The organism is Mycobacterium florentinum (assembly GCF_010730355.1).
Taxonomy (GTDB): domain Bacteria; phylum Actinomycetota; class Actinomycetes; order Mycobacteriales; family Mycobacteriaceae; genus Mycobacterium; species Mycobacterium florentinum.
The window spans coordinates 4,634,178-4,653,587 of record NZ_AP022576.1; the positions used below are offsets into that span (position 1 = coordinate 4,634,178).

Consider the following 19,410-nt stretch of genomic DNA (forward strand, 5'->3'; position numbering starts at 1 on the left):
CGCCGGACGCGCCTGCCCGCTCGACGTCCGCGATCGCCGCTGCGCCCAAACGCCCGGGCCAGGCATCCGACCAGAAGCGGCGGGCACGGCACCGCACCGGCTGGATCGCCGTCGTAGCGTCCTCCAGTTTCGTTGCTGCGGTGGATATTCCGATCATCACTAGGGCCGTGATCGACGGGCCGGTGCGCCATCACAACCCGGGCGGGTTATGGGCGTTGGGCATCGCCGCCACGACTTTCGGCCTGGCTGCCTTGATCACGGCGACGCTGTCGCTGGTCTGGCCGGTCGCCTCGATGGACTTCCTGTTCTCGATGACCCGGGAGTCGAAAACGGCGGTGGACCGAATCGCCGAAATCTTGGATGTCCCCTGCGATATCACCGACGGGCCCAACCCCGAGCCCGTCCGGGCCGGTCGCCTCGAGCTGGACGATGTGGGCTTTCGGGTGCCCGACCCGGTAGCGGGCGACGAGTGGTTGCTTCGCCATGTCACGCTGGTCGTCGAAGCCGGCGAGACGCTGGCCCTCGTCGGCGCCCTGGATGCGGGGAAATCCCTTCTGACAGCACTGCTTTCCCGCATCTATGACGCCTCGGAGGGTCGGATACTGCTGGACGGCCGGGACATCCGCGATATGTCGCTGCCGGCGCTGCGCGGCGCGGTATGCACGGCGTTCGAGGACCCGACGGTGTTTTCGATGTCGGTGGCCGAGAACCTACGAATCGGCCGGCCGGACGCCACCGACGCGGAATTGTCCGCGGCGCTCGACATCGCGGCGGCGCGGTTCGTCCACGATCTGCCGTCAGGGATCGATACCCGCATCGGCGAACGGGGAATGCGGCTTTCCGGCGGACAGCGTCAGCGGTTATGCCTGGCCCGGGCGATCGTCGCGACGCCGAAGCTGCTGGTGATCGACGACGCCCTGTCCGGACTCGACTCGCATACCGAGGCCGAGATCACCGCGGCGCTGCGGGTGGCACTCAAGGGCGTCACCGGAATCATCGTCGCGCGCCGCCTCTCCACTGTGCTGCTCGCGGACCGGGTGGCCTTCATGGAACCGGGCGAGGCCGGCCCAACCATCACCCACGTCGGCAGGCATGCGGAGCTTTTCGCCCGGGTGCCGCGCTATCGCCGGCTATTGACTGCTAAGCACGGGCTTGAAAACGACGTCATCGACTGCACTACAAGATATTTCGCGATGAAGATGACGGGGCAGGGCCCTGTGCCTCATGGCAAGCCGATGCCGCGATAGCGGCGCAGCCGTTCGGCAATACGCTCGTCGCCGGGGATGCCGCGCAGCGCGTGCACCTCGGCGGCAATGGCGGCGGACAGTCGCTGCGAGAACTCGATCGGCTCGTCGGCAGCGTCGGGATGCTCCGGCACGATAGCGTCGACGATCCTGGACCGCAGCAGATCGGACGACCGAATACCTTGGGCCGCAGCAAGTTCGGGGGCGTGTGCGGTATCGCGGAAGACGATCGCGCTGGCGCCCTCGGGCGGCAGCGGCGCCAGCCAGCCGTGCAGCGCGGCCAGCACCCGGTCGGCGGGCACCATCGCCAGCGCCGGCCCGCCGCTGCCCTGGCCGAGCAGCACCGACACCGTCGGGGTGTCCAGCGTCACCAGCTCGGCTACGCATTGGGCGATCTGACCGGCCAGCCCGCCCTGCTCGGCTTCGGCCGATAGCGCGGGGCCGGCGGTGTCGATCACCAGCACCAGCGGCAGCCGCAGCTCGGCGGCCAGCGCCATGCCACGGCGGGCTTCCCGCAGCGACGCGGGCCCGACGAGCCCGCCGGTGAGGCGTTGCTGGCCGAGGACCACCGCGGGCTGGCCGGCGAATCGGGCCAGCGCCAACAGGGTGGTGGCCGCCTCCCCGCTGCCGGTACCGGACAGCAACACCCGGTCGGTGGCGCCGTGGCGCAGCAGATGGCCGACAGCCGGCCGGTCCGGTCGTCGCGACGCGATCACCGAATCCCACGCCGGCACATCGGGTATCGATTCGGTGGGCGCCGCGGCGGGTAGCGGTTCGGGAGGGTCGGCGAGCACGGTCAGCGCGCGATCCACCGTCCGGCGCAGCTCGTCGATCGCGACCACACCGTCGATCACGCCATGCCGCTGCAGGTTCTCCGCGGTCTGGATGCCCGGCGGGAACGGTTCGCCGTAGAGCTGTTCGTACACTCGCGGCCCGAGGAACCCGATCAGCGCGCCCGGCTCGGCGACGGTGATGTGCCCCAGCGAGCCCCACGACGCGAAAACCCCGCCGGTGGTCGGGTTGCGCAGGTAGACGAGGTAGGGCAGATGCGCCCGCTTGTGGAGTCTGACCGCCGCGGCGATCTTCACCATCTGCAGGAACGCGACCGTGCCCTCTTGCATGCGGGTGCCGCCGGAGCTCGGTGAGGCCAGCAGCGGGAGCCGCTCGGCCGTGGCACGCTGCACGGCGGCCGTGATCCGTTCCGCCGCCGCGACCCCGATCGACCCGCCGAGGAAGCTGAACTCGCAGACCACGACCGCCACCCGGCGCCCGTGTATTCGCCCCTCACCGGTGAGCACCGCTTCGTCGAGGCCGGTGGCGGTCCGGGCGGCGGCGAGCTCGGCCGCGTAGGCCTCGCTGATCGGTATCTGAAGCGGCTCGCTGTCCCAGCTCACGAAGGAGCCTTCGTCCAGCACTGCATCCTGCAGTTGTTCGGTCGTGATGCGACTCACGGGGCCAGGCTATATAGGCTGACGCCCATGATCGGTATCACGCAGGTAGAAGCCGTAATGACCATCGAATTGCAGCGCCCTGAGCGACGCAACGCGCTCAACTCGCAACTCGTCGACGAGCTACGGGAGGCCGTGCTGAAGGCCGGCGACGGGTCCATCCGCGCGATCGTGCTCACCGGCCAGGGCACGGCGTTCTGCGCCGGTGCGGACCTGTCCGGCGACGCGTTTGCCGCCGACTACCCGGACCGGCTCATCGAGCTGCACAAGGCCCTGGATGCGGCACCCATCCCGGTGATCGGCGCGATCAACGGTCCGGCCATCGGTGCGGGCCTGCAGTTGGCCATGCAGTGCGATCTGCGGGTCGTCGAGCCGGACGCGTTCTTCCAATTCCCGACGTCGAAATACGGCCTTGCCCTGGATAACTGGAGCATCCGGCGACTATCGTCGCTGGTCGGACACGGCCGGGCGCGGGCGATGCTGCTGACGGCGGAGAAATTGACCGCCGAGACGGCGCTGCAGACGGGCATGGCCAACCGGATCGGGACACTGGAAGACGCCCGGGCCTGGGCCGCCGAGATCACCGGGCTGGCGCCGCTGGCGATCCAGCACGCCAAGCGGGTACTCAACGACGACGGTTCGATCGAAGAGGCCTGGCCGGTGCACAAGGAACTGTTCGACAAGGCCTGGGGCAGCCAGGACGTCATCGAGGCGCAAGTGGCCCGCATCGAGAAGCGGCAGCCGAGGTTCCAGGGGGCCTGACGACATGGTGCCCGCAGCGTTTCGCCTGGCCGCCGGCACGGTCACGCTCGCCGCGGGCGGGTGGGTGTTGCGCGCGCTGCGTGGGGCACCGGCCGCGCTGGGCGCCGATCCGTCGTCGATCCGCGACGTGACGCAGCACTCACCCAATTTCTCCGACGGCGTCTTCGTCAACCTCGACCCCGCCTCGAATGCCAACCTGGACCGCGAGCAGCTCGCGCTGATCGCGTGGGAGTTGGTGGGTGGACGCGGCCGCAGCCGCCCGACCGCGCCGATCCCGCTGGGCGCGCCGGGGATGTTCGACGCCGATCCCGGCCGACTGGCCGTCAGCTGGCTGGGCCACTCCACCGCCCTGCTGGAGATCGACGGCTACCGGGTGCTCACCGACCCGGTGTGGAGCCACCGTTGCTCGCCGTCGGACGTGATCGGACCGGAGCGTCTACATCCGCCCCCGGTGGCGCTCGAAGCGCTGCCCGCCGTCGACGCCGTGGTGATCAGCCATGACCACTACGACCACCTCGACATGGACACCGTTGTCGCGTTGGCCCGCGCTCAGCGGGCGCCGTTCTTCGTCCCGCTGGGTGTGGGCGCGCACCTGCGTGCGTGGGGCATCCCCGGGCATCGCATCGTCGAACTCGACTGGAATGAAAGCGCTCACGTCGACGAACTGACCCTGATTTGCCTGCCGGCACGGCACTTTTCGGGTCGCTTCCTGGACCGCAACACCACGCTGTGGGCGTCATGGGGAATCGTCGGTCACCGCCACCGCGCCTATTTCGGCGGCGATACCGGGTACACGAAGAGCTTCGAGCAGATCGGCGCCGAGCACGGACCGTTCGACCTGACCCTGTTGCCGATCGGCGCCTACAACCCGGGGTGGCCCGACGTTCACATGAATCCCGAAGAGGCGGTGCGGGCCCACCTCGATCTCACCGCGGGCGGCTCCGGGCTGATGGTGCCGATCCATTGGGGCACTTTCCGGCTGGCACCGCACCCCTGGGCCGAGCCGGTCGAGCGGATGCTCGCCGCCGCGGAAGCCGGCGAAGCCGCGGTGGCGGTTCCCACGCCCGGTCAACGTCTTGACCCGTCCCGGCCGCTGAGATTCAATCCATGGTGGCAGTTGTAGATCCGGGTTGCGTTAGCGCACAACGTAGTTCGGAGTAGGCGCCGACGAGATCGTCCAGTGTGAACCCTCTGTTGAGGCCGCTTGGGTTGGGCAGCACCCATGCCGCGGTATCGGCGAACCCGGGCGCATACGGGCCCCAGTCGATTTTCGGGATGCCGGTCATCGCCGTCAGGGCACGTTTGCCGAGGAACGCGATCGCTCGCGGCGCGTAGCGCCGGATCTTCGCTTCGAACTCGGGTCGGGCGCGCCGGAACTCCTCGGTCGATACGTCGCTGGCCCGTCGAGTCGGCCGGCCGACCACCGCGGTGATGCCACAGCCGTAGTCGAGCAAGCGGCGTTCGTCCTCCGGCCGCAATCGTCTATCGGTGAATCCGGCCAGATGCAGTACGGACCAAAAACGGTTGCTGCGATTCGAGAAGTTATGCCCGTCGACCGCAGCGGTCGTTGCCGGGTTCATGCCGCAGAAGACGATGTCGAGACCCGGGGCAAGGATGTCCGATTCATAATGCATCATGGGTGATACTCCCATCGGGCGAGCACGCTAAAGTCTGCGGGCATGACGAGCCGCGCGGCCTTCGCCGCTGTCGTGATGTTGCTGGCGTTGGTCGGATGTGGCTCCGGCCATCCCATATCGAGCCCGCTCTCCGCGTTGTCTGACGCGCCTCCCAACGAGGTGTCGGGTCTGGACATTCCCGCCGGCCGCATCGACGCCGCCATCTCGAAGGTCGACGGCCTGGTCGACGACCTGATGCGCAGCACCGGCGTCCCCGGCGTGTCGGTGGCCGTCGTCCGCGGCGGAAAAACGGTGTACGCCAAAGGTTTCGGCGTGAAGAATGCGACCAAGGGCACCGGCCAGGACAACAAGGTCGACGCGGACACGGTCTTTCAGCTGGCATCGGTGTCGAAATCGTTGGGCGCCACCGTGGTGGCACATGAGGTAGCCACCAACGTCGTCACCTGGGACGCGCCGGTGGTGTCCAAGCTGCCGTGGTTTGCGCTGTCGGATCCCTACGTCACCGGCCATGTGACCGTTGCCGACCTGTACTCGCATCGCTCTGGGCTGCCTGATCACGCCGGCGACAAACTCGAGGATCTCGGCTACGACCGCCGGCAAGTGCTGGAACGGCTGAGGTACTTGCCGCTGGCTCCTTTTCGAAGTAGCTACGCCTACACCAACTTTGGCTTGACCGCGGCCGCCGAGGCGGTGGCGGCCGCCGCGGGTAAATCCTGGGAGGATCTGTCCGACGAGGTGCTCTACCGTCCGCTGGGTATGACGTCGACGAGTTCGAAATACGCCGATTATCTGGCCAGGCCCAACCGCGCGGTGCTGCATGTCAAGGTCGGCGACAAGTGGGAGCCGCGCTTCCAGCGTGACCCCGACGCGCAGACGCCCGCGGGTGGGGTGAGTTCGTCGATCAACGACATGGCGCGCTGGCTGACGATGGTGATGGCCAACGGAACCTACAACGGCCAGCAGATCACTTCGCCCGAAGCCCTGCTGCCCGCGATCACCCCGCAGGTCATGTCTAGTCCGGCATCGTCGCCGAAAGCCCGGGCCGGCTACTACGGCCACGGATTCAACGCCTCGGTGACCTCGTCGGGGCGCACGCAGTACAGCCACTCCGGCGGTTTCGCGTCGGGCGCGGCAACCAACTTCGTCGTGATGCCCTCGGAGGATGTGGGCATCATCGCGCTGACCAATGGTGCGCCGTATGGCATTCCGGAAGCACTGACCGCGCAATTCATGGATCTGGTGCAGTACGGACAAATTCGCGAGGATTGGCCGGCACTGTACAACCACGCGGTCGGCTGGATGAACAACGCGGAGGGCTCGCTGGTCGGCAAGCAACCTCCCGCCAACCCCGCGCCGGCCCGTCCGCTCACCGACTACCTCGGCGTCTACGCGAACGACTACTGGGGTCCGGCCGTCGTGACCGAAAGCAACGGGCAACCGCAACTCGCACTGGGCCCGAAGAATCAGACGTTCGGGCTCACGCACTGGGACGGTGACACCTTCACCTTCTCGATAACAGACGAAAACGCGCCGCCCGGAACGATTTCCAAGGCAACTTTCAGCGGGAACACGCTGAATCTCGAGTACTACGACACCGACAAGCTGGGAACGTTCACCCGATGAGCCTCGCCGCCACCTCAGGCCTGACCGACGCCGAGGTGGCGCAGCGGGTGGCCGAGGGCAACAGCAACGCGGTTCCGGTGCGTGCCGCCCGCAGCACCGCGGACATCGTTCGCGCCAACGTTTTCACCCGGATCAACGCGATCCTGGGCGTGCTGCTGGCGATCGTGCTCGCGACCGGATCGGCCATCAACGGGTTGTTCGGCCTGCTGATCATCGCCAACAGCGTCATCGGGATCGTCCAGGAGGTCCGGGCCAAGCAGACGCTCGACGCCCTCGCGATCGTCGGGCAGGCAAAGCCGTTGGTGCGCAGGCAATCCGGGACCGCAACGCTGCTGCCCAGCGAGGTGGTGCTCGACGACATCATCGAACTCGGGCCCGGGGATCAGATCGTCGTCGACGGCGAGGTGCTCGAGGAAGACAACCTGGAGGTCGACGAATCGCTGCTGACCGGTGAGGCGGACCCGATCGCCAAGGACGCCGGGGACACGGTCATGTCGGGGAGTTTCGTCGTCGCCGGCATTGGTGCCTACCGTGCCACCAAGGTTGGCCCGGCGGCCTATGCGGCCCGCCTCGCCGAGGAGGCCAGCAAGTTCACGCTGGTGAAATCCGAACTGCGCAACGGCATTAACCGGATCCTGCAGTTCATCACCTACCTGTTGGTGCCGTCCGGCCTGCTGACGATCTACACGCAGTTGTTCACCACGCATGCGGGCTGGCGACAGGCGGTGCTGCGGACGGTCGGTGCGCTGGTGCCGATGGTGCCCGAGGGTTTGGTGCTGATGACCTCGATCGCGTTCGCGGTCGGCGTCATCAGGCTCGGCCAGCGCCGTTGCCTGGTGCAGGAATTGCCCGCCATCGAGGGTTTGGCCCGCGTCGACGTGGTGTGCGCCGACAAGACGGGCACCCTGACCGAAAGCGGCATGCGGGTCTGCGATGTCGTTGAGCTCACCGGCCACCAGGCCGTACCCGATGCGCTGGCCGCGCTGGCCGCGGCCGACCCGCGTCCCAACGCCAGCATGCAGGCGATCGCCGAAACCTTTGACCGGCCTCCCGGCTGGATCGTCACGGCCACCGCACCTTTCAAGTCCGCGACCAAATGGAGCGGCGTGTCCTACGCCGACCACGGCAACTGGGTGATCGGAGCGCCCGACGTGCTGCTCGATCCGGCATCGACGGCCGCCGCACAGGCCGAACAGATCGGTGCGCAGGGGTTGCGGGTGCTGTTGCTCGGCGCCGCCGATGTCGCCGTGGATCGCCCGGACGCGCCGGGACGGGTCGTCCCGATCGCGCTGGTGGTGCTGGAGCAGAGGGTGCGCCCGGACGCGTGCGAAACCGTGGAGTACTTTGCCGCCCAGGATGTTTCGGTGAAGGTGATCTCGGGCGACAACGCGGTGTCGGTGGGCGCGGTGGCGGCAAAACTCGGGTTGCCTGGCGAGGCGATGGATGCGCGCCAATTGCCAACGGAGGCCGGTGAATTGGCCGACATGCTGGACACCTACACGAGCTTCGGCCGGGTGCGGCCCGATCAGAAGCGGGCCATTGTGCATGCGCTGCAAGCGCACGGGCACACCGTGGCGATGACCGGCGACGGCGTCAACGACGTGCTCGCCCTCAAGGACGCCGACATCGGGGTGGCGATGGGTGCCGGTAGCCCCGCGTCGCGGGCGGTAGCGCAGATCGTGTTGCTGGACAACAGGTTTGCGACACTTCCTTACGTCGTCGGTGAAGGCCGGCGGGTGATTGGCAACATCGAGAGGGTCGCCAACCTGTTTTTGACCAAGACGGTGTACTCGGTAATGCTGGCGCTGTTCGTGGGTATCGAATGCCTGTTGTCCAAGCCGCTGCGGGCGGATCCGCTGCTGTACCCGTTTCAGCCGATCCACGTCACCATCGCCGCGTGGTTCACGATCGGCATTCCGTCGTTCATCCTATCGCTGGCGCCCAACAACGAGCGCGCCTATCCCGGCTTCGTGCGACGGGTGCTGACGTCGGCGCTGCCGTCCGGATTGATCGTCGGCACCGCGACCTTCGTCTCCTACCTGGTGGCCTACCGGGGCCGTCATGCCACCTTCACCGAACAAGACCAGGCGTCGACCGCCGCGCTGATCACCCTGTTGGTGACCGCGCTCTGGGTGCTGGCCGTGGTGGCGCGTCCCTACCAGTGGTGGCGGGTCGCGCTGGTCGCTTCGTGCGGCCTGGCGTATGTCGCGATCTTCAGTATCCCGCTGGCGCAGCAGAAGTTTCTGCTCGATCCGTCGAATCTGGCTCTGACGTCCACGGCGCTGGGGATCGGCGTGCTGGGCGCCGCGGCGATCGAGGCGACGTGGTGGATCCGGGCCAGGATGCTCGGCATCGAGCCGCGATTGTGGCGGGCACCCGACGACGCTTAATCGCCCAGTGTGGCCTCAGCCGCACAGTAGGGCGCGAGCGTGCGGCCAGCCGCAGGTTCGGCGCTCCAGACCGGCTGGGCCGACCAGGGCGATTGGGATCGCCCGGATTCCGGCCAGTAGGGTTCTACCAGCAAAGAAAGGATCCCCGGCGGCCCCGGGGATCCGCGGGGAAGGGACAGCACATGGGATTCCTGGACAAGGCGAAGGACCTGTTGGCGCAGAACGCCGACAAGGTCGAGACCGCGATCGACAAGGCCGGCGAGTTCGTCGACGACAAGACGCAGGGCAAGTACTCCGACACCATCCACAAGGTGCAGGAAGAGGCCAAGAAGGCGATCGACGCCCAGGGCCCCGGCGACCAGCAGAACTGAACGCATGGCGAAGCTTTCCGGATCCATCGACGTACCCCTGCCGCCGGCCCAGGCCTGGACGCATGCCTCCGATCTGTCCCGCTTCAAGGACTGGCTGAGCATCCACCGGGTGTGGCGCAGCAAGCTGCCCGACGACCTGCAAAAGGGCACGGTCATCGAATCCATCGTCGAGGTCAAGGGCATGCTCAACCGGATCAAGTGGACGATCGTGCACTACAAGCCGCCGGAGGCCATGACGCTCAACGGCGATGGCGTCGGCGGCGTCAAGGTCAAGCTGATTGCGAAGGTCAAACCGAAGGATGACGGATCGGTCGTCAGCTTCGACGTGCGCCTCGGTGGTCCCGCGCTGTTCGGCCCGATCGGCGTGATCGTGGCCGCCGCACTGAGAAGCGACATCAACGAATCCCTGGAAAGATTCGTCACCGTGTTCACCGGTCCCGATCCCGGTCGCAACGGGCATGGTGGCGCCGGCCGCTGACCGTCTGGCGGACCTGCTTCGCACCACCGTCGGTGTCGAACTGCCGGTCCGGCCGCGCGCCTGGGACGGCAGCGAGACCGATGAGTTTTTCCCTCGGCGCCGGTCGATGTGTGTGAGCCCCGCGCACGGGGCAAGGACACCGACAGGAGAACACCGTGCCCATCCGTGACGGCGCCCCGCTGGGCGCACCCTGCTGGATCGATTTGACGACCTCGGAGCTCGACCGCGCCCGGAACTTCTACGGCACGGCCTTCGGCTGGACGTTCGAGTCCGCCGGACCCGAGTACGGCGGTTACCTCAACGTCGCCAAGGACGGCCACCGCGTCGCCGGCATGATGGCCAACCGCCCCGAGACGGGGTCGCCAGACGTGTGGACGACCTACTTCCACACCGTCGATATCAACGCGACGGCCGCCGCCGCGACCGCCGCCGGCGGCGCGGTATGCGTGGAGCCGATGGAAATACCCGCCAAGGGGTACATGGGCCTCGCCACCGATCCGTCCGGCGCGTTTTTCGGCTTGTGGCAGCCGCTGGAGCATCGCGGTTTCGAGGTGATCGGCGGGGCCGGCGCACCGGTCTGGCATCAATTGACCAGCCGCGATTACCGTGCGGCGCTGGACTTCTATCGCGAGGTTTTCGGCTGGCGGACCGAGGTCGTCGGTGACAGCGACGAATTCCGTTACACCACAGCATGGTTCGGTGATCAGCAAGCCCCCGCAAGCGGGTGGTACCCCCAGCTCGGCGTGATGGACGGCGCGGCCATACTGCCCGAGGGCGTGCCGTCGCAGTGGACCATCTTCTTCGGCGCCGAGGATGTCGACAAAACACTCCAGGTGATCGCCGAGAACGGCGGAGCCGTGCTGCGGGGAGCCGAGGACACGCCGTACGGACGGCTGGCCGCGGCCACCGACCCCACCGGCGTCACGTTCAACCTGTCCTCGCTGCGGGCGTGACGTAGCGGGGTCGCATCGGCGCACGCTGCGCGTGGCGCGCGGGCGGCCGGTCCGGCGCCCTATTAAGGTCGCACCCATGACCCGCCGCCTGCGCCCCGGATGGCTGGTGGCGCTGTTTGCCCTGGTCGTTTCGGCCAGTGCCTGGTTGCCGTGGCTGACGACGTCGGTCGGTGGCGGCGGTTGGGCCAGCGCGATCGGGGGTAGACACGGCAGCCTGCAGCTTCCGCCGGGATTCGGCGCGGGCCAGCTGATTGTGCTGCTGTCCTCGGCGTTGCTGGTGGCCGGGGCGATGGTGGGTCGGGGCCTGTCCGTGCGGATCGCATCGATTGCGGCGCTGGTGATTTCGCTGCTGCTCGTGGCGCTCGTGGCGTGGTACTACAAACTCAACGTCAATCCACCGGTGTCCGCGGAATACGGACTGTATGTCGGCGGGGGCGCCGCGGTCGGCGCGGTCGTCTGTTCGGTGGTGTCGTTGATCGCCGCGCTCGTCGCCGGTCGCGCCGCCCGGTAAGGCCTCAGCCCGTCGGGAAGTCGTGTTTGCCCGAGGTGGAGCTCTCGCTGGGCTCGTTGACTCCGAACACAAAGGGCGCGAACACAACCTCGCGTCCGTCGGGGTCGCGATAGGTCACCGCACCGGTTGCCGTCCAGTACGGGTGCTGCTGCACCGTTTCGGCTCCTGCTTCCTGCAGGCGCGCGATCGCGGCCCGCTGCGACTGCTCGTCCGGGAAGTACAGGCACAGCTGCTCGTGGTCATCGACCGCGACGTCGCCGTCGGGTGCCTCCACAATCTCCATCGTCAGGTTCCAGCTGGGCAAGCCGAAGATAGCGCCGTTGCTGCCATAGCTGGCCTCGAACGTCTCGAACAGCGGCAGCCCCACCAGCTCACGGTAAAACCGCACGGTCTCTTCGAAGTTCGACGACCGGCGAGCAAAGCGGATGGCGCCGATCGAGGCCAGCCGGATGGGCCAGTGTGTGGTCCTGCGGGACTTTTCGGAGTTCATTGCCATCTTATGGTGACGGGTCGGCGAGTCGCGGGGTTCACAGGCCCACGGCGGCGGCCGCCGACTCGGCGGTCGCCCAGCGCCGCAACTGCGCACCGGGCGCCCACGTGGAATGTGTGCCGCTCGAAATGCGTTCCGGGAGTTGTAGTTTGCACACCGGTCCGTCGGTGACCCGGGCGGCGTCGAACACCACGCAATAGGAGGCGTCGGTGTTCATGTCGGTGGTCAGGGTGACCAGGTAGCCGTCGTCTTCACCGGCGGCGCCCACGCGGGGCGCCATCGCGGTCTCACTGCCGTAGACGCCGTCGCCGAACGAGAAACCCTGCTGGCCCCCGGTCCGCAGATCGTGTTTGACCAGCCCGTCGAACAGGAACCAGCCCGGCTTCCCGGTGGCGGCGTAGGTGTAGCGGTAGTCGGCACCCGCGTAGTCGGGGTTGATCGTTCCGAACTCGGTGATCGAGTCCGACAACTGCTCCTCTGTCACCGCACCGGTGACCAGGTTGAAGCGCCACCGGTGCAGCCGCGCTTGCAGGCGGTCCAGCGCGAGGAAGCGAAACAGCTTCTCCCACTTCGCTCCTCCGGTGTCGAGTGGCTGGGGATCGCCTTCGAAGAAGCCGTCCAGTACGATCTCGTCGCCGTCCTCGTAGGCGTTGGTGAAATGCAGCACGAACGTGGGGGCCGCCTCGAACCACCTGATGTCAGCGGTCGAACCGCGGCGCGGGATCACCGCGAAGCGCGACGGAATGTCGGGGTAGAAGCGCGGCAGGTGCACATCGTGTTCGAGCAGCCGCGGATCCCAGAACAACGGGAAATCGTTGAGGATGGCGTAGTTTTCGGTGAACGCCATGTCGTGGGGGAGACGCGGGCCGGGCAACGGGATGTCGACGTAGTGCGCAAGCTCGTTGTCGGCATCGACGACGCCGTAGCGCATGTACGGATCCTGCTTGCTGTAGTTGAAGAACAGCAGTTCGCCGGTTCTGTTGTCCACCTTCGGATGCGCGGACACCCCCCAGTCGAGGGGGAAGCGCCCGTTCCAGCTTTCCTTGCCGAGGGTGTTGGCCGAATACGGGTCGATCCGGTACAGATCACCGCACTGGTAGAAGCTGGTCAGCGCGATTCCGCGGTGCACGATGACGTCGGTGCTCGACGCGTCCTTCATCTTCGTTCGCGCGCCCCAGCCCTGCTCGCGCCGGGCCAGTTGCACCGGTTCGGCCAGACCCGGCCACAGCGGCTCGCCGGCGTCGTTCTCGGCCAGAAAGCCGTCGGTGCGGATAAAGCGGTTGCGGTAGAAGGCTTTTCCATCGCGGAAGCCGACGACGTGCACCATGCCGTCACCGTCGAACGGGTGATAGGTCTTTAACGCAGGATGCAGCGGGTTCTCGGTGTTGCGCAAGTAGATGCCATCGAGGTCGTCGGGGATCTTCCCCTCCACCGGGGCCAGGTCGTTGGCGTCCCACTCGGTGGTCTGTGGTCGCCACGGGCCGGTCCGGTAGGGGTGGTCGTCGTCTTCGGGCAGGGTCGACAGGAACTTGCCGACGATCTCAACGTCCATGTCATGCGCCTATGGTCGTGCCCACGACGAAGCTGACCGTGGTGGCGGTGCTGCCGCCGAAGTTCAGCGTGCCGAAGGTCTTTGCGTCCTCGACTTGATAGTCACCCGCCCCGCCGCTCACCTGTTTGGCCGCGTCGAGCAGCATCCGCACGCCGGAGGCCCCGACCGGGTGACCGCCGCCGATCAGCCCGCCGCTGGGGTTGATCGGGAGCCGCCCGCCGATCTCGATCTCCCCGTTTTCGATGGCCTTCCACGATTCGCCCGGTCCGGTCAGCCCGATGTGGTCGATGGCCAGGTACTCGCTGGGCGTGAAGCAGTCGTGCACCTCGAACCCGTCGACGTCGTCGAGGGCCACCTGCGCGCGGCGCAACGCGTCGAGCACCGCCGACCGCACGTGGGGGAGCACGTACTCGTCGTCGGCGGCCCGGTCGAGTTTCTGCTGCAGGCCCAGCCCGACGGTGCGATGGCCCCAGCCCTCGATGCGCCCGATCGGGCGCGCGTCGGGATGGTCGCGCAGATAGGCGTCGTTGGCCAGGACCAAACCCGCACCGCCGTCGGTCATTTGGCTGCAGTCGTACCGGCGCAGCCGGCCTTCGGTGATCGGGTTGGTCGCGTCGTCAGCGGTAATCGGATCCGGGACGCTCCAGCCGCGGGTCTGGGCGTTGGGGTTGCGCCGCGCGTTGGCGAAGTTGAGCGCCGCGATGGCCCGCAAGTGGGTGTCGTCCAAGCCGTAGCGCCGGTCGTACTCGTCGGCAACCTGCGCGAACATCGACGGCCAGAGGTACTTTGCGTCGGCTCCCTCGTGTCCGGTCCATGCGGCGGCACCGAGATACACCGCGGCGATGTCACCGGGCACGGGTTTTTCCAGCTCGAGCCCGATCACGAGTGCGGTGTCGTAGGCGCCGGAGCGCAAATCGGCGATCGCCGACAACGCCGCCACACTGCCGGATGCGCAGGCGGCCTCGTGCCGGGACGCCGGGGTGTCCCAGAGCCCGTCGCACACCGTCGCCGGCATGGCGCCGAGGTGACCTTGGCTGGCGAACATCTCGCCGAAGGCATTCGCGACGTGGACCACTCCGATGTCCGCCGCGTCCACCTTCGCCGCGGCGAGGGTGGCGTCGACCACCTCGCCGGTCAAGGCCGCGAAGTCGCGGTCTTCCTTCGTCAGGTTGCGAGCGAAATCGCTCTGGTAACCGCCGAGAATCCACACGTTTGCCGAGCCGTCCATACCAGCGCACGGTACTCCTGGATGGCCCCGAAAACGGCGGTCCCGTCGGCTCTCGGGCTGAACCGACGGGACCTAGATGGGCGCGTAGGCCGGCCGACGCGCCCACCCGGTTGGGGCATTACCATCCCCGGGCCCGGGCAAACATGGCAAAAGGGCCGCGCGAGATTCGCAGAGACCGCTCTGACCTGTGTGAACGAGGATCTTCCCTGCTCAGCAGCCGATGGGGGCTAGACGGTGCCCCCGACAAGCTCGGTCGGTTCGGGTCCATCGGGAGGCCGGGCGGACCGATCCGGCCCCGCGCCCTGGAAGTCGGCGAGATCGACGTCGGCCAGGTCGATGCCCTTCGTCTCGCGGGCGGCCAGGGCAGCAACGGCGCTCACCGCGGCGGCGCCCGCCAGGTACCAGGCGATGGGTACCGCCGATTTGTAGGTCTCGAGCAATCGGACGGCAATGATCGGCGCGAGCGACCCGGCCGCGATCGAGGTGACCTGGTATCCGAGCGACACGCCTGAATACCGCATCCGGGTCGGAAACATCTCGGCCATGGCGGACGGCTGCACCGCGTACATCACTCCGTGAAACACCAGACCGATGACGACCGCGGACATGATGATCGTGTTGCGGCCGCTGTTCATCATCGGAAAGGCGAAGAAGCCCCAGGTGCTGGTCGCGATGGCACCGGCGAAATAGACTGGGCGCCTGCCGAATCGGTCGCTGAGATGCCCGAAAAAGGGAATGACCGCGAAATGCGCGGCGTGCGCGACCAATAGCCACCACAAGATGGCCTTGGTGTTCGCGTGCACATGCACCTTGAGGTACGTGATCGAGAACGTCACTACCAGGTAGTACATGATGTTTTCGCCCACCCGTAGTCCCATGGCCGTGAAAACGCCACGCGGGTAACGCTTGATCACCTCCAGCACCCCGGCCCGAGTCGATTTGGCGAGCTCGGCCTGTCGCTGCGCTTCGAGGAAGATCGGGGCGTCGGTGACCTTGGTGCGGATGTAGTAGCCGATCAGGACGACGACCGCGGACAACCAGAAGGCCACGCGCCAGCCCCAGCTGAGGAACTCCGCGTCCGACAGGGTCGAGGTGAGAACCAGCAGCACGGCCGTGGCCAGCATGTTTCCGCCCGGCACACCGGCCTGCGGCCAACTCGCCCAGAAGCCGCGGCTCGCGTTCGGGCTGTGCTCGGCGACGAGCAGAACCGCGCCGCCCCATTCACCGCCGACGGCGAAGCCCTGGACGAACCGCAGCAGCACCAGCAGCGCCGGGGCCCAGTAGCCGATCTGGGCGAACGTCGGCAGACAACCCATCAGGAAGGTCGAGACGCCGACTAGCAGCAGGCTCAGCTGTAGCAACTTCTTGCGTCCGTGCCGATCCCCGAGCTGCCCGAAGACGATTCCGCCCAGCGGTCGTGCGGCGAAGCCGACGGCGTAGGTCACGAAGGCGGCGAAAATGGCGTCGAGGTCGTTGCCGCCCTTGGCAAAGAAGACCTTGCCGAACACCAGGGTGGCCGCGGTGCCGTAGAGGAAGAATTCGTACCATTCGACGACGGTGCCGGCCATCGAGGCGGCGACCACTCGGTTGAGGTATGCGCGTCCGGCTCCAAATTGTTTGGGCCGCAACCCATTACCGATACTCACCGCTCGCCCTCCTTGGCGGACCGCGCACCCACTCGGGAGTCCGGACCGCGTTCGTGCGGATCGCGGGGATGACGGGTGTGCTGCGGATGGGAGCGTACCCGGTCCGACCTGGCAACGCGGGTTGTCCACGGTATTTGCGCCCGCGCCGCAGGATTCCTGGTGTCCCAGCGGGTTTCGGTGCGGCGAGTTACCGCCGCGGCGGTAAAGCCGGGGGCCGGAGGGAGGCAGCGGGACCTGGGCGCCGATGACGGCACCGAAGGCGCGGACGGCGGCAGTGGGGGCCCCGACGACGGCAGCGGAGCCGGCTCCGTCGTGGTTGTCGTCGTTGTGGTGGTCGTCGAGTCGGCGGAGGTGGTGGGTGTCGCGGTCCGATGCCCGCCGAGCCGTGGCCGAAAATCCGTAGCGCCGCGGCGACCGTGCCGCAAGTCGGCTCACAAGAATCCGCTATACGGACGGACATGGACCGATGTCAACACCGGGAGCAGCGCGAACAACGGGACAAGGCGCATTCCACGCACTGTTCACGAGTGCTTCGAAGTGCGTTGGCGCGGCGGCTGCCCCGGAAGACGCGAACGGGCGTCGTGCAGTGCTTCTAGCAAATCCAGCTGGAAATAGCTTGAAACCAGGATTTCGACCCGGTCACGGATGTGTACCTATTAGCTGATCACTGGTCACATTAGCCCCTTAAATCACTATCGTCACATGAGCCAACTGCGTACGTCAATGTGGCGTCTCGCTCCTGGAAAGGTATGACTTTGTCGGGGATTCTTCGGACTACGTCGCTAGCGCTGGTGCCGGTGGCCGCTATCGCATACATCGTTGCGGCAGGCCCGGCGCCGTCAGCAAACGCCACGCCATGCGGTGCGCCCGAGGCCAACATCGAACCACCTGTCGCGCAGCCGGCGATGCCGGCGCCTCAGCCGGTCGTCCAACCGCCGACCGGGCGCCGGCCCTCGCACGCGAATGACTCGGCGCCGCTGCCCAAGTTGGGTCCGCTGATCGCCTCGTTGATCAAACCGCCCACCGGCGCCGGCCAGCGGTACTCGGCTCCGATGGTTCCGCAGGCGGGAGTCGTGCCGCCGCCGGCGCCGAACCCGCCCGTACCGGGGCTGCCGCAGTCCCCGAATGCCACGCCGTTGCGGCCCAACGCGGCCCCCCCGGCCCCACCGGCCGCAGCACCGCAGCCGGCGCCCGACGCCGCCGCGCCGCCCGCCCAGATCGCCGGAGCGCCGACGTCACTGGTCGACTGGGTGACCGGACCGAACGGCCCGAACAAAACCCTGCAACGCTTCGGCATTTCCGGAACGGACCTCGGAATCATCTGGGACAACGGCGATCCCACCAACCGCCAGGCGCTGATGGCCTTCGGTGACACCTTCGGCTATTGCAAGGTCCGCGGCCAGCAATGGCGGTACAACGTGCTGTTCCGCAGCAACGACCATGATCTGTCGCAGGGCATCCACATCGCAGACGGCGTGCCCAACAACAATTACTCGGGCTCCCCGGTGTGGACCAACGGCCTGTCCAAGCAGGTCGTCAACACCATCCACAAGGCGAGCCACGAAACGGGAATCATTCCGACGTCGGCCATGTCGCTCGGCCGCACGCAATACATGAGCTACATGTCGATTCGGCAATGGGGCCGCGACGGCGAATGGTCGACGAACTATTCGGCCATCGCGAGGTCCAACGACAACGGGCAGAACTGGGGGATCTTCCCGGGCTCCATCCGGACGTCCGCACCCGACACCGTGCCGGGCGCCGGGTTCACCCCGGGCAACGAGAACTTCCAAATGGGTGCGTTCATGAAGGGTCAGGACGGCTACATCTACAACTTCGGCACCCCCTCGGGACGCGGCGGTGCGGCGTACCTGTCGCGGGTTCCCCCGAGTCAGCTGCCCGACCTGTCCAAGTACCAATACTGGAACGGCGACAACGGTGGACATTGGGTCCCGGCCAATCCGGCTGCGGCGACACCGCTTTGGCCCGGCCCGGTCGGCGAGATGTCGGCCCAGTACAACAGCTACCTGAAGCAGTACCTGGTGCTGTACACCAACGGCGGCAGCAACGACGTGGTGGCGCGGACCGCGCCGACACCGCAGGGGCCGTGGAGCGGTGAGCAACCGCTGGTGACGTCGTTCCAGATGCCCGGTGGCATCTATGCGCCGATGATCCACCCCTGGTCGTCGGGTCGGGACCTGTACTTCAACCTGTCGCTGTGGTCTGCCTACGACGTGATGTTGATGCACACTGTGCTGCCGTAGTCGCAGCGCCGCGGTTGCGTCAGGTGTCTTTTCGCCAGGCCTTTCGGATTGCCCCCCAAAGGGGGGTGTCCTTGTCGGCCTTGCTGAGCAGGTCCAGCGAGTCATTGCTGACGAACAACATCTCGTCGCCGGCTTCGAGCACGTCGTTGGGCTGGGGAACCAGCACGGTGTCACCACGAACCAGGGTGACCAACACGTGATCCCCTGGCAATTCCAATTCGGACACTTGCTGTCCCACGAGTGGATTACCTTCGGGCAGAGTCAGTTTCGTCAGGGCTGCCCGCCCTTGGTGCAGCGCCATCAATCGCACCAGGTGGCCGACGTCGATGGCGCCCTCGATTCCCGCGACCATGGCGTCGGGCGTCGAGACCGCCACGTCGATACCCCAACTCTGGGTGAAGAGCCAGTCGTTGCGGACGTCGTTGATCCTTGCCACCACCCGGGGCACTCCGAACTCGACCTTGGCCAGCAGACCCACGACCAGATTGGACTTGTCGTCTCCGGTTGCTGCGATCACGACATCGCACGTCTGCAGGCCCGCCTCTTGTAATGCTGTCAGCTCGCAGGCGTCGGCAAGCAGCCAATCCGCGTCGGGAACCGTGGTCGGTTCGAAGTTGCTCCGTTCGCGTTCGATCAACAAAATCTTGTGGCCGTTGTCCAGCAACTCGCCCGCGACCGAACGGCCGACTTTTCCCGCGCCGGCAATCCCGATTCGCAATTTTCGCGTGGCCACTCAGCCATCTTTGCTCATCGTGGGCGCCCGCGTCCGGCCACTTTCCGGCCGCACCGAGCGCTGCGGGCCCGGGTACTGAT

At 67.0% G+C, this 19,410-nt stretch carries 16 protein-coding genes and 1 pseudogene; 10 read left to right on the top strand and 7 right to left on the bottom strand.

Annotated elements, in window-relative coordinates; genetic code table 11:
- Positions 1-68 precede the first annotated feature (68 nt).
- Positions 69-1,247, top strand: a pseudogene (locus G6N55_RS22120) (ATP-binding cassette domain-containing protein); the annotation flags it as partial.
- Here the strand turns inward: G6N55_RS22120 and G6N55_RS22125 are convergent.
- Positions 1,223-2,695 (bottom strand): acetyl-coenzyme A carboxylase carboxyl transferase subunits beta/alpha, encoded by a 1,473-nt coding sequence (locus tag G6N55_RS22125; protein ID WP_085221911.1) that lies wholly within the window; start codon positions 2,693-2,695, stop codon positions 1,223-1,225. The pseudogene G6N55_RS22120 and the gene G6N55_RS22125 sit on opposite strands and share 25 nt — an antisense overlap.
- 27 nt (positions 2,696-2,722) lie before the next feature.
- On the opposite strand from G6N55_RS22125, the gene G6N55_RS22130 reads away from it, so the two are divergent.
- The gene (locus G6N55_RS22130; protein ID WP_085221912.1) at positions 2,723-3,454 is read left to right on the top strand and encodes an enoyl-CoA hydratase; all 732 of its coding nucleotides are present in this window, start codon (positions 2,723-2,725) and stop codon (positions 3,452-3,454) included.
- Between the two features lie 4 nt (positions 3,455-3,458).
- Positions 3,459-4,577: an MBL fold metallo-hydrolase gene (locus tag G6N55_RS22135; protein WP_085221913.1), complete on the top strand. Its 1,119-nt coding sequence runs from the start codon at positions 3,459-3,461 to the stop codon at positions 4,575-4,577.
- Here G6N55_RS22135 and mug read toward each other — a convergent pair.
- Positions 4,555-5,091, bottom strand: coding sequence for a G/U mismatch-specific DNA glycosylase (gene mug / locus G6N55_RS22140; protein ID WP_085221914.1), 537 nt, complete (start codon positions 5,089-5,091; stop codon positions 4,555-4,557). The two genes, G6N55_RS22135 and mug, sit on opposite strands and share 23 nt — an antisense overlap.
- A gap of 42 nt (positions 5,092-5,133) precedes the next feature.
- Between mug and G6N55_RS22145 the strand changes: the two genes are divergently transcribed.
- The 6 genes from G6N55_RS22145 (at position 5,134) to G6N55_RS22170 (ending at position 11,417) form a co-directional block, all read left to right on the top strand.
- Positions 5,134-6,714: a serine hydrolase gene (locus G6N55_RS22145; protein WP_085221915.1), complete on the top strand. Its 1,581-nt coding sequence runs from the start codon at positions 5,134-5,136 to the stop codon at positions 6,712-6,714.
- Positions 6,711-9,104 (top strand): cation-translocating P-type ATPase, encoded by a 2,394-nt coding sequence (locus G6N55_RS22150; protein ID WP_085221916.1) that lies wholly within the window; start codon positions 6,711-6,713, stop codon positions 9,102-9,104. Before G6N55_RS22145 ends, G6N55_RS22150 begins: the two co-directional genes overlap by 4 nt.
- Before the next feature lie 182 nt (positions 9,105-9,286).
- Positions 9,287-9,475: an antitoxin gene (locus G6N55_RS22155; RefSeq protein ID WP_085221917.1), complete on the top strand. Its 189-nt coding sequence runs from the start codon at positions 9,287-9,289 to the stop codon at positions 9,473-9,475.
- 4 nt (positions 9,476-9,479) lie between these two features.
- Complete coding sequence (locus tag G6N55_RS22160) at positions 9,480-9,953, top strand: type II toxin-antitoxin system Rv0910 family toxin (RefSeq protein WP_085221918.1); 474 nt, start codon at positions 9,480-9,482, stop codon at positions 9,951-9,953.
- Between the two features lie 155 nt (positions 9,954-10,108).
- Complete coding sequence (locus G6N55_RS22165; RefSeq protein WP_085221919.1) at positions 10,109-10,906, top strand: VOC family protein; 798 nt, start codon at positions 10,109-10,111, stop codon at positions 10,904-10,906.
- A gap of 76 nt (positions 10,907-10,982) precedes the next feature.
- Positions 10,983-11,417, top strand: coding sequence for a hypothetical protein (locus G6N55_RS22170; RefSeq protein WP_085221920.1), 435 nt, complete (start codon positions 10,983-10,985; stop codon positions 11,415-11,417).
- A 4-nt stretch (positions 11,418-11,421) separates the two neighbouring features.
- On the opposite strand, the gene G6N55_RS22175 is transcribed toward G6N55_RS22170, so the two are convergent.
- From G6N55_RS22175 to G6N55_RS22190, 4 genes are all read right to left on the bottom strand, one after another.
- Positions 11,422-11,907 (bottom strand): VOC family protein, encoded by a 486-nt coding sequence (locus tag G6N55_RS22175; RefSeq protein WP_139826815.1) that lies wholly within the window; start codon positions 11,905-11,907, stop codon positions 11,422-11,424.
- A gap of 37 nt (positions 11,908-11,944) precedes the next feature.
- Complete coding sequence (locus tag G6N55_RS22180; RefSeq protein ID WP_085221922.1) at positions 11,945-13,459, bottom strand: carotenoid oxygenase family protein; 1,515 nt, start codon at positions 13,457-13,459, stop codon at positions 11,945-11,947.
- A 1-nt stretch (position 13,460) separates the two neighbouring features.
- Positions 13,461-14,687, bottom strand: coding sequence for an acetyl-CoA acetyltransferase (locus tag G6N55_RS22185; RefSeq protein WP_085221923.1), 1,227 nt, complete (start codon positions 14,685-14,687; stop codon positions 13,461-13,463).
- 227 nt (positions 14,688-14,914) lie between these two features.
- The gene (locus tag G6N55_RS22190) at positions 14,915-16,327 is read right to left on the bottom strand and encodes an MFS transporter (protein ID WP_232079092.1); all 1,413 of its coding nucleotides are present in this window, start codon (positions 16,325-16,327) and stop codon (positions 14,915-14,917) included.
- 755 nt (positions 16,328-17,082) lie between these two features.
- Between G6N55_RS22190 and G6N55_RS22195 the strand changes: the two genes are divergently transcribed.
- Entirely contained in the window at positions 17,083-18,597 is a 1,515-nt protein-coding gene (locus G6N55_RS22195) for a DUF4185 domain-containing protein (RefSeq protein WP_085221924.1), read from the top strand.
- A 19-nt stretch (positions 18,598-18,616) separates the two neighbouring features.
- Here the strand turns inward: G6N55_RS22195 and G6N55_RS22200 are convergent, their stop codons facing one another.
- Entirely contained in the window at positions 18,617-19,315 is a 699-nt protein-coding gene (locus tag G6N55_RS22200; RefSeq protein WP_085221938.1) for a potassium channel family protein, read from the bottom strand.
- Between the last annotated feature and the right edge of the window lie 95 nt (positions 19,316-19,410).

Coding starts and splice junctions, on each gene's coding strand:
- G6N55_RS22130 (WP_085221912.1), top strand. CDS start 2,723: ATGATCGGTATCACGCAGGTAGAAGCCGTAATGACCATCGAATTGCAG.
- G6N55_RS22135 (WP_085221913.1), top strand. CDS start 3,459: ATGGTGCCCGCAGCGTTTCGCCTGGCCGCCGGCACGGTCACGCTCGCC.
- mug (WP_085221914.1), bottom strand. CDS start 5,091: ATGATGCATTATGAATCGGACATCCTTGCCCCGGGTCTCGACATCGTC.
- G6N55_RS22145 (WP_085221915.1), top strand. CDS start 5,134: ATGACGAGCCGCGCGGCCTTCGCCGCTGTCGTGATGTTGCTGGCGTTG.
- G6N55_RS22150 (WP_085221916.1), top strand. CDS start 6,711: ATGAGCCTCGCCGCCACCTCAGGCCTGACCGACGCCGAGGTGGCGCAG.
- G6N55_RS22155 (WP_085221917.1), top strand. CDS start 9,287: ATGGGATTCCTGGACAAGGCGAAGGACCTGTTGGCGCAGAACGCCGAC.
- G6N55_RS22160 (WP_085221918.1), top strand. CDS start 9,480: ATGGCGAAGCTTTCCGGATCCATCGACGTACCCCTGCCGCCGGCCCAG.
- G6N55_RS22170 (WP_085221920.1), top strand. CDS start 10,983: ATGACCCGCCGCCTGCGCCCCGGATGGCTGGTGGCGCTGTTTGCCCTG.
- G6N55_RS22175 (WP_139826815.1), bottom strand. CDS start 11,907: ATGAACTCCGAAAAGTCCCGCAGGACCACACACTGGCCCATCCGGCTG.
- G6N55_RS22180 (WP_085221922.1), bottom strand. CDS start 13,459: ATGGACGTTGAGATCGTCGGCAAGTTCCTGTCGACCCTGCCCGAAGAC.
- G6N55_RS22185 (WP_085221923.1), bottom strand. CDS start 14,687: ATGGACGGCTCGGCAAACGTGTGGATTCTCGGCGGTTACCAGAGCGAT.
- G6N55_RS22195 (WP_085221924.1), top strand. CDS start 17,083: ATGACTTTGTCGGGGATTCTTCGGACTACGTCGCTAGCGCTGGTGCCG.